Source organism: Nonomuraea sp. NPDC001684 (assembly GCF_053596515.1).
Genome location: NZ_JBSFGJ010000443.1, coordinates 1 through 7,694 on the forward strand (window position 1 = coordinate 1; position 7,694 = coordinate 7,694).

At 71.9% G+C, this 7,694-nt stretch carries 8 protein-coding genes; 4 read left to right on the top strand and 4 right to left on the bottom strand.

Going from position 1 to position 7,694, the window contains the following annotated elements:
• Nucleotides 1–148: 148 nt before the first annotated feature.
• From ACWCSD_RS43105 to ACWCSD_RS43115, 3 genes are all read left to right on the top strand, one after another.
• The gene (locus ACWCSD_RS43105; RefSeq protein ID WP_397165435.1) at nucleotides 149–553 is read left to right on the top strand and encodes a hypothetical protein; all 405 of its coding nucleotides are present in this window, start codon (nucleotides 149–151) and stop codon (nucleotides 551–553) included.
• A 79-nt stretch (nucleotides 554–632) separates the two neighbouring features.
• On the top strand, nucleotides 633–992 hold the full coding sequence (locus ACWCSD_RS43110; protein ID WP_358285803.1) for a nuclear transport factor 2 family protein: 360 nt from the start codon (nucleotides 633–635) through the stop codon (nucleotides 990–992).
• A 95-nt stretch (nucleotides 993–1,087) separates the two neighbouring features.
• Nucleotides 1,088–2,395 (top strand): MFS transporter, encoded by a 1,308-nt coding sequence (locus ACWCSD_RS43115; protein ID WP_397165436.1) that lies wholly within the window; start codon nucleotides 1,088–1,090, stop codon nucleotides 2,393–2,395.
• 93 nt (nucleotides 2,396–2,488) lie between these two features.
• On the opposite strand, the gene ACWCSD_RS43120 is transcribed toward ACWCSD_RS43115, so the two are convergent.
• Entirely contained in the window at nucleotides 2,489–2,722 is a 234-nt protein-coding gene (locus ACWCSD_RS43120) for a hypothetical protein (protein ID WP_358285799.1), read from the bottom strand.
• 80 nt (nucleotides 2,723–2,802) lie between these two features.
• Here ACWCSD_RS43120 and ACWCSD_RS43125 point away from each other — a divergent pair, with 80 nt between their 5' ends.
• Nucleotides 2,803–3,381, top strand: coding sequence for a Uma2 family endonuclease (locus tag ACWCSD_RS43125; protein WP_397165437.1), 579 nt, complete (start codon nucleotides 2,803–2,805; stop codon nucleotides 3,379–3,381).
• A gap of 45 nt (nucleotides 3,382–3,426) precedes the next feature.
• Here ACWCSD_RS43125 and ACWCSD_RS43130 read toward each other — a convergent pair whose 3' ends face one another.
• The 3 genes from ACWCSD_RS43130 to ACWCSD_RS43140 form a co-directional block, all read right to left on the bottom strand.
• Nucleotides 3,427–5,982: a phenylalanine--tRNA ligase subunit beta gene (locus ACWCSD_RS43130; RefSeq protein ID WP_397165439.1), complete on the bottom strand. Its 2,556-nt coding sequence runs from the start codon at nucleotides 5,980–5,982 to the stop codon at nucleotides 3,427–3,429.
• Entirely contained in the window at nucleotides 5,982–7,022 is a 1,041-nt protein-coding gene (gene pheS / locus ACWCSD_RS43135) for a phenylalanine--tRNA ligase subunit alpha (RefSeq protein WP_352364980.1), read from the bottom strand. Before pheS ends, ACWCSD_RS43130 begins: the two co-directional genes overlap by 1 nt.
• 150 nt (nucleotides 7,023–7,172) lie before the next feature.
• A partial coding sequence (locus ACWCSD_RS43140) for a sensor histidine kinase (protein WP_449923858.1) occupies nucleotides 7,173–7,694 on the bottom strand: 522 nt, incomplete at its 5' end.

Consider the following 7,694-nt stretch of genomic DNA (forward strand, 5'->3'; position numbering starts at 1 on the left):
CTCCGCAAGGGGGCGCCCCGTTCTTTTCTCCGGAGAACCCGCAGGTCGGCGGCCGGTTCGCGGAGTTCATTACCTGGCGCGTAATCGCGGCCCCTACGCCCCGGCTGACATCGTTCAAGTGTCGCAACCAGCACTTGAAGGAGCCAAGATGACCGCCCTCACCGTCACCGCCGACCGGACCAGGTTCCTGCGCCTCGCTCTTGTTGCGGACGCCGTCGTCACCGGCGTCAACGGGCTGGTCTACCTGGCCCTGGCCGGCCCCGCGAGCGACCTGCTCGGCCCGGGCGCGGGCCTGCTGCGCGAGATCGGGATCTTCCTGCTCGTGTACGGCGCCGCCGTCGGCCTGCTGGCCTCCCGCCCCGCGATCAACCCGGCCGCCGTCAAGGCCGTCATCGGCCTGAACATCGCCTGGACCCTGGGCAGCGTGGCCGCCGTCGTGACCGGCGCGCTCGAGTTCAGCACGCTCGGCGCGGTCTGGGCCATCGCCCAGGCCCTGGTCGTGGGGCTGTTCGCCGAGCTGCAGATCACCGGCCTGCGCAAGGCCCGCCGCTGACGCCCCTCCTGAGAACCGTCTCCTGAGAACCGTCTCCTCAGAACCGTTGAAAGAACTTCTGGAAGAAAGTGAGATCATCATGACCGCCGAACTCGTCGAGCGCTACATCGCCGCCTGGAACGAGACCGACGCCGACGCCCGCGCCAAGGCCGTCGCCGAGCTGTGGACCGAGGACGCGACCTACACCGACCCGATGGCCGACGTGGCCGGGCACGCCGGGATCGCCGCCGTGATCGAGGGCGCGCAGGGCATGTTCCCCGGCCTGGTGTTCACGCCGGGCGAGGTGTTCGACGCCCACCACCACATCGCCCGCTTCACCTGGCACCTGGGCCCGGCCGGCGAGGAGCCCCTGGCCGTCGGCTTCGACGTGGTCGAGCTGGCCGAGGACGGCCGGATCCGCAGGGTCCTCGGCTTCCTCGACAAGGTGCCCGCCGCCTGACACCCCTCCCGCCAAGGCCCCCGGTTCCCCCGGGGGCCTTCGCCGTGCCTAAATGATTTGCCCTCGTCGCGGACGTGGTCGGACAATCAGACTTCGTGCCCGCACCACTCATGCGCCTGCTCCGTCATCTCTCCCCCGACCTGAGCCCGCTGCGCGACTCCCGCGACTACCGCCTGCTGTTCGGCGCGGGCGTCGTCACCATGTTCGGCACGATGATCACCATGGTGGCGCTGCCGTACCAGATGAAGGAGCTGACCGGTTCCTACGTCGCGGTCGGGATGATGAGCCTGGCGGAGTTCGTGCCGATGGTGGTGTGCGGGCTGTGGGGCGGCGCGATCGCCGACGCGCTCGACCGCCGCCGGATCATCGTGCTGAGCGAGCTGGGCCTGCTGGTCACCACCGCCGCGCTCGTGGTCAACGCGATGCTCCCCCACCCGCAGGTCTGGGTTCTGTACGTGATGGGCGCCCTGTCCACCGGCATCGCCTGCCTGCAGCGTCCGAGCCTGGAGGCGGTGATGCAGCAGGTGGTCCGGCACGACCAGCAGGCCGCGGCGGCGGTGCTGAACAGCCTGCGCTGGAACGTCGGCGCGATCGTCGCCCCGGCGCTGGGCGGCCTGCTGCTGGTGCACCTCGGCACGCACGTCGCCTACGCCATCGACACGGCGACCTTCGTGCTCTCCCTGGCGCTGCTGTGGCGCATCAGGTCGCTGCCCGCCGTCGAGGACGCCGCGCCCGCCTCGCTCAGCTCTCTGGTCGAGGGCGTGCGCTACGCCACCGGCCGCGGCGACCTCATGGGCACGTACCTGGTGGACATCGCGGCCATGGTGTTCGCCATGTCAAATGCGCTGTTCCCGTTCCTGGCCGACGAGCTGGGCTCGCCCGAGTCGCTCGGCCTGCTGTACTCCGCCGCCGCCGTGGGCGCCCTGGCCGCCTCGGTGACCGGCCGCTGGACGGCCCGCGTCCAGCGGCAGGGCCTCGGCGTGATCGTCGCGGCGGCGCTGTGGGGCGTGGCGATGACGCTGACCGCGCTGGCTCCCACCGTGTGGCTGGTCTTCCTGTGCATCGCGCTGGCCGGCGCGGCCGACATGATCAGCGGCATCTTCCGTACGACGATGTGGAACCAGACCATCCCCCAGGAGCTGCGCGGGCGGCTGGCGGGCATCGAGCTGCTGTCGTACGCCAGCGGCCCGATGCTGGGCAACGCCCGCGCGAGCCTGATGGCCAACTTCGGCGGCACCCGCTTCTCGCTGGGCGCGGGCGGCCTGCTGTGCGTGGGCGCCGTCCTGGGCCTGGCCGCCGCCCTGCCCGGATTCCGCCGCTACGACGCCAGAACCGACGAACACGCGATCGCCGAACGCGCCCGCCGCGTCGAGCAGTCATCCGACCACCCCACCCCGGCCTGACCGGCCCGCCATCGTCAGCCGTTCCACCGACCTGCCCGGCCCTCCCCGGGCGGCCGTTCCACCGGCCGGGGGGCTCTACTTGCCGGGGCCGCCCTACTCCCGCTCCCGCCAGCCGTCGTACCGCTCCACCAGCTCATCCACCTGGCCGAGGGCCTGCTCGTCGAGCCCCTCCACGACGACGAGCCACTGGGCGTCCTCGGCGTCGTCCTCACCGGCGAGCGTCTCCCGCACCACCCGCGGCACCCCGAGCCCCGGGAACCACTCCCCCAGCGTCTCGGCGACCTCCTCGGCATCCCCACGCTCGCCGAACACCAGCAACTCCCTCATGCCCCACATTCTCCCGCGACTTGCACACGCGTACGTTCGTTCCCGAGGCGTGAGCGGAGTGCATTGATTAGCGTTGGACGATGCCTGCCGAAGCGATCCTCCCCGACTGGGCCTTCCCTCCGCCGCAGGGCTACGTCGCCGAGGACCTCGATCACATCCCGGATCTGCCTCCGCACACAGAGCTGATCGACGGAAGCCTCGTCTTCGTGGGCCCCCGGCACCGCTTTCACCACGACATGGTCTTCGGTCTGCACCGAGCGCTCGCCGATGCCGCACCCGACCACCTCCAGGTGTGCCAGGAGATGGCCGTGAAGCTCGCGCCCGAACAGCGGCCCGAGCCCGACCTGATCGTCCTGGGGCCGCAGGCGCCTGCCGACGAAGCGCTGACCTGCTACCAGGCCAAGGATGTCGTCCTGGCCGTCGAGGTGGTCTCGCCCGTCACCGAGGTGCGCGACAGGAAGCGCAAGCCCACCCTCTACGCCGAGGCGGGCATCCCCCACTTCTGGCGCGTCGAGAGGGCGGGCGCGCTGCCGGTGGTCTACGTCTACGAGCTCAACCTCGCCACCGGCGCCTACGTCTGCACGGGCATCCACCACGACCGGCTCCAACTGACCGTCCCGTTCGACATCGACATCGACCTCAGCACGTTGAACACATGACAAAGGGGCCGGTACGACGATCCGTACCGGCCCCTTCTGATCGGCTCAGGCGCTGCGGAGCTGGGCTCCCACGCGGTCGGCCGCCATCGCCACCGCCGCGTCCCTGGCCGCCGTCGTCTCCTCGACCGTCAACGTACGGCCCGCCGCCCGGAACCGCATCGTGTAGGCGAGCGACTTGTTCCCCTCGCCCACCTGCTCACCCGCGTAGACGTCGAACAGCCGCACCGACTCCAGCAGCTCGCCGGCCCCGTCGCGCAACGCCGCCTCCACGTCGGCCACCGGCGTGAAGTCGGGCACGATCAGCGCCACGTCCTGCGTCGCCACCGGGTACGGGGACACCGGCGGCGCCTGCACCGGCCCCGGCATGGCCGACTCCAGCCGCGACAGCTCCAGCTCCATGGCCGCGGTGCGCGGCGGCAGCCCGTACGCCTCGATGACCCGCGGGTGCAGCTCACCGGCGTGCCCCACCAGCGTGTCGCCCACGTAGAGGGCGGCGCACCGGCCCGGGTGCCACGGCTCGTGCTGGTCGGCGCTGATGGACAGCTCGACCCGCGACTCGGCGGCGATCAGCCGGGCGGCCTGCACGGCGTCGGCCCACGAGGCCTGCCGGCCGGAGCCCCACCAGCCGGACCGCTCGAACTCCCCGGCCAGCACGACCGCGACCCGCAGCGGCTGGTCGGGCAGCGCCGCCTCGATCGAGGCCACTTCCTCCTCGGTGGGACGGCGCGAGACGCCGAGCACCGGAGCGGCGGCGGGGGCGTTCTCCCGGGGCCGGTAGACCGCGCCCGTCTCGAACAGCGCCACGTCGCCGAAGCCGCGCCCGACGTTGCGGACCAGCGTCTTGAGCAGGCCGGGCAGCAGCGTCGTGCGCATCAGCGGCTCGTCCTCCGACAGCGGGTTGGCCAGGCGCATGGCCCGGCGTCGCGCGTCGTCGGCGGGCAGCTGCAGCCGGTCGAAGTCGTCGGCCCCGATGAACGGGTAGCTCAGCACCTCGACGTAGCCGCCCTCGGCCAGCGCCCGGCCGACCCGCCGGCGCAGCCGCTGCCCCTCGGTCAGCCCGGCGCCCGCCGGGGCGCTGGGCAGCACCGACGGCAGCCGGTCGTAGCCTTCGAGCCGGATGACCTCTTCGGCCAGGTCGTTGGGGTCGGTGAGGTCGGGCCGCCACGACGGCGGGGTGACCGTGATCATGTCGGGGCCGGTGACGGCCAGCCGGGCGGCCAGCTCGCCGCCGGTCACGACGCCGGTCGGGTCGACGCCGCCCTGGCGCACGGCCGGGTCGTCGCCGTCGGTCACGAGGCAGCCCACCTGCTCCAGGCGGCCGACGACGACCTCCTTGGAGTACGGGACGCCCGCCACGGCCGACGGATGACCGGCCGGGATCGCGATGCGCGCCGGCGTGACGTCGACCTCGGCGTGCGTCACGCCGGGCTGCACGGTCGCGCCGCCCAGCTCGGCCAGCATGCGCACCGCCCGCCACGAGGCGACCAGCGGCAGCTCGCGGTCGACGCCGCGCTCGAACCGCTTGGACGCCTCCGAGACCAGCCCGTGCCGGCGCGACTCGCGCGAGATGCCGGTGGCCGAGAAGTGGGCGGCCTCGATGACGATGTCGGTCGAGCCGTCGGAGATCTCGGTCTCCAGGCCGCCCATCGTGCCCGCCATGGAGATCGGGCCCGACTGGTCGGTGATGAGGATGTCGTCGGGGTCGAGCTCGCGCACGACGTGGTCGAGCGTCTCCAGCCGCTCGCCCTCCCGGGCCCGCCGGACGACGATCTCGCCGGTCAGCTTCGACCGGTCGAAGGCGTGCAGCGGCTGGCCCAGCTCCAGCATCAGGTAGTTGGTGATGTCGACGGCCAGCGACACCGGGCGCATGCCGGACCGGCTCAGCCGCACCCGCATCCACAGCGGGCTCTGGGCGGCCGGGTCGAAGCCGCGCACCTCGCGCAGCACGAACCGGTCGCAGGCCGTCGGGTCGCCGATGGAGGCCGGCCAGGACGGCTCGCTCTCGGCGGGCACCTCGACGTCGGCCGGGTCGCGGAAGGCCACGCCGAACGCGGTGGCCACCTCGCGGGCCACGCCGCGGACGGACAGCGCGTAGCCGATGTCGGGCGTGATCTCCAGCTCGATCACGTCGTCGCGCAGGCCGAGCAGCTCGACCACGTCGGTGCCGATGGGCGTGCCGGCGGGCAGCACCATGATGCCGTTGTGGTCGTCGCCGAGGCCCAGCTCGCGCTCGGAGCAGATCATGCCCTCGGACATGCGCCCGTACGTCTTGCGCGCGCCCACCTCGAACCCGCCCGGCAGCACGCCGCCGGGCAGCACGACGGGGACGCGGTCGCCGGCGACGAAGTTCGTGGCGCCGCAGACGATCTCGCGCGGCGTCGCCTCGCCCACCTCGACCTTGCAGTGCCTGATCGGCTTCTTGAAGCCGGTGAGCTCTTCGATCTCCAGCACCTCGCCGACGACGACGTTCTTGACGTCGTGGCCGTAGGAGGTGATGGATTCCAGCTTGAGCCCGGCCATGGTGAGCCTGTCGGCCACCTCGTGCGCGGTGGCCGCCGGGAGATCGACGTACTCCCGCAGCCAGGAGAGCGGGACCTTCATCAGATCTCCATTCCGAACGGGAGCGTGAAGCGCACGTCCCCCTCGATCATGTCTCGCATGTCTTCGGCGTTGTGGCGGAACATCAGCGTGCGCTCGATCCCCATGCCGAACGCGAACCCGGAGTAGCGCGAGGGGTCGACGCCGCAGGCGATGAGCACCCGCGGGTTGACCATGCCGCAGCCGCCCCACTCGATCCAGCCCTCGGACTTGCAGGTGCGGCACGGCGGGTTGCCGGGGATCGCCGAGGCGCCGCGGCAGACGAAGCACTTCAGGTCCATCTCGGCGGACGGCTCGGTGAAGGGGAAGTAGTTCGGCCGGAACCGGGTGGTGATGCCCTCGCCGAACATGACCTCGGCGAACCTGTCGAGCGTGCCCTTGAGGTGGGCCATGGTCAGGCCCTCGTCGACGGCCAGCCCCTCGGTCTGGTGGAAGACCGGGGTGTGGGTGGCGTCGAGCTCGTCGGTGCGGAACGTCTTGCCCGGCGAGATGACGTAGACCGGCAGCTCGCGCTGGAGCAGCGCGCGGATCTGCACCGGCGAGGTCTGGGTGCGCAGCACCATGCCCGACTCGGTGGAGTCCACGAAGAACGTGTCGTGCTCGGAGCGGGCGGGGTGGTCGGTGGCGATGTTGAGCGCGTCGAAGTTGAACCACTCGCCTTCGAGCTCGGGGCCCTCGGCCACCTCGTAGCCCATGGCGACGAACGCGTCGGCGACGCGCTCCTGCAGCGTGGTCAGCGGGTGGCGGGCGCCGCGCGGCCGTCGGTCCCACGGCAGGGTGACGTCGACGGTCTCCTCGACGAGCACCCGGGCGTCGCGCTCGGCCTCCAGCTCGGCCTGGCGGGCGGCCAGCGCCTCGTTGATCGCTCTGCGGGCGCCGCCGACGCGCTTGCCGGCCTCGGCGCGGGCGGCCGGCGGCAGGGCGCCGATCTCGCGGTTGGCCAGGGCGATGGGCGAGCGGTCGCCCGCGTGCGCCAGCCTGGCCTGCTTGAGTGCGTCGAGGCTGTCGGCCGCCTTGATCGCCGTGAGGGCGTCGGCCTCCATGCGGGACAGCTCGTCGGCATGCAACGGCGTCACCTCGACGGGGTCGTAGTCAGACAAGAGTGAGCTCCGTATCCAGGGCTTGAGCGGAAATGAGTCTAGTGGGGCCCGCCCACCGGACCGACTTCGACGGGTGTCGAGCCGCTCGGGGCTTCAGACCGTGGCGAAGTCGGGTGTGCCGGTGGGCACGGTAAATCGGAACTCCGCGCCGCCCTCGGGCGCACGCTGCACGGTGATCGTGCCACCGTGCGCCTCGACCAGGCCCTTCACGATGAACAGGCCGAGCCCGGTGCCGCCGCGCCGGCGGCTGTTGCCGCCCCGCCAGAACTGCCGGAAGACGCGCGGAGCCAGCTCGGGCTCGATGCCCTCGCCCTCGTCGCGCACCGACACGGCCACTCCCCATCCGACGGACTCGATCTCGATCGTCACGGTGCCACGCCCGTGGCGCACCGCGTTCTCCACCAGATTACCCAGAATCTGGTCGATCTTGTCCTGGTCGAGCCACATCTCCGGCAAACGGTCGCCGACGATCAGGCGGTAGCGGTCTTCCGAGTCGCCCGCCGCGACCCGGCCGGCGACCAGCCGGCGCGCCCTGGCCGGCACGTCGACGACCTGGCGGCGCACCTCCAGCCGCCCGGACTCGATGCGCGAGACGTCGAGCAGCTCGGTGATGAG

Coding starts and splice junctions, on each gene's coding strand:
- ACWCSD_RS43130 (WP_397165439.1), bottom strand. CDS start 5,982: ATGAAGGTCCCGCTCTCCTGGCTGCGGGAGTACGTCGATCTCCCGGCG.
- ACWCSD_RS43125 (WP_397165437.1), top strand. CDS start 2,803: ATGCCTGCCGAAGCGATCCTCCCCGACTGGGCCTTCCCTCCGCCGCAG.
- ACWCSD_RS43105 (WP_397165435.1), top strand. CDS start 149: ATGACCGCCCTCACCGTCACCGCCGACCGGACCAGGTTCCTGCGCCTC.
- pheS (WP_352364980.1), bottom strand. CDS start 7,022: ATGGAGGCCGACGCCCTCACGGCGATCAAGGCGGCCGACAGCCTCGAC.
- ACWCSD_RS43110 (WP_358285803.1), top strand. CDS start 633: ATGACCGCCGAACTCGTCGAGCGCTACATCGCCGCCTGGAACGAGACC.
- ACWCSD_RS43120 (WP_358285799.1), bottom strand. CDS start 2,722: ATGAGGGAGTTGCTGGTGTTCGGCGAGCGTGGGGATGCCGAGGAGGTC.